Annotated in this window: 1 protein-coding gene; it reads right to left on the bottom strand. The window is 48.0% G+C overall.

What is annotated here, in order from left to right; all coding sequences use genetic code 11:
- Positions 1-636: 2-oxoacid:acceptor oxidoreductase family protein (locus tag A3729_RS04870; protein WP_197475565.1), on the bottom strand; the 636-nt coding region annotated here is incomplete at its 3' end.
- Between the last annotated feature and the right edge of the window lie 67 nt (positions 637-703).

The raw sequence follows: 703 nt of genomic DNA, 5'->3' as shown, positions 1-703 counted from the left end.
ACCGAGACCACAAGACTCACTACCATTTACCAACCATTGTGGAGATTTTTCACTCTTATCTGCCAATTGAACTTGCGCCACTTCCTGGTATTGGTCAGCCAGGTTCCAACCCGCAATTAACCAGTCTTCAGCCTGCGACAGCAACTCTTCTTTCTTGGCAAAGTGCTCTCTCAATACCTTCTGTATCGTGCCTTGCTCCAAACCTAAGNATTTAGCTAACAGGCCCGCAGCGACAATATTCTCTCCGCCATCAGCGGTCTCACTTGCCAGTGTATCCAATGGAAGCTCGACGACGCGAGCACCAGAGTCTTTAACAAACTCTGGAGTCTTAGTCTGATCTTTCCCTATGATAACGACACTGTTTTCGTTCAATGGCACTTCAGCACTAAAACGCGTGACATGGTCAGTATCAAGCAAGACGAGTAAGTCGAAATAGTCATCAGGGGATTGAACAGGATGATTTGAAAAACGAAGAAGGCTTAAAGACTCCCCTCCCCTTATTTGCGGCCCGAAAGAGCGTTGCGCCAAACCGAAGTAGCCTGCTTTGGCGCAAGCCTTGAGCAGTAACTGTCCGGTTGTGATAACACCCGTACCGCCGTAGCCAGCGATGGCAATGGAAACGGATTGCTTGGTCATATAGCCTCCTCTTATTGTTTAAGGAAACCATTACACAGAGCGCAGGCTAGGTAAATGAGTCAGATCA

Source organism: Oleiphilus sp. HI0043 (genome assembly GCF_001634935.1).
The sequence above is the reverse complement of the archived record's forward strand: the minus strand, read 5'-3'. Positions and strand labels throughout refer to the sequence as shown.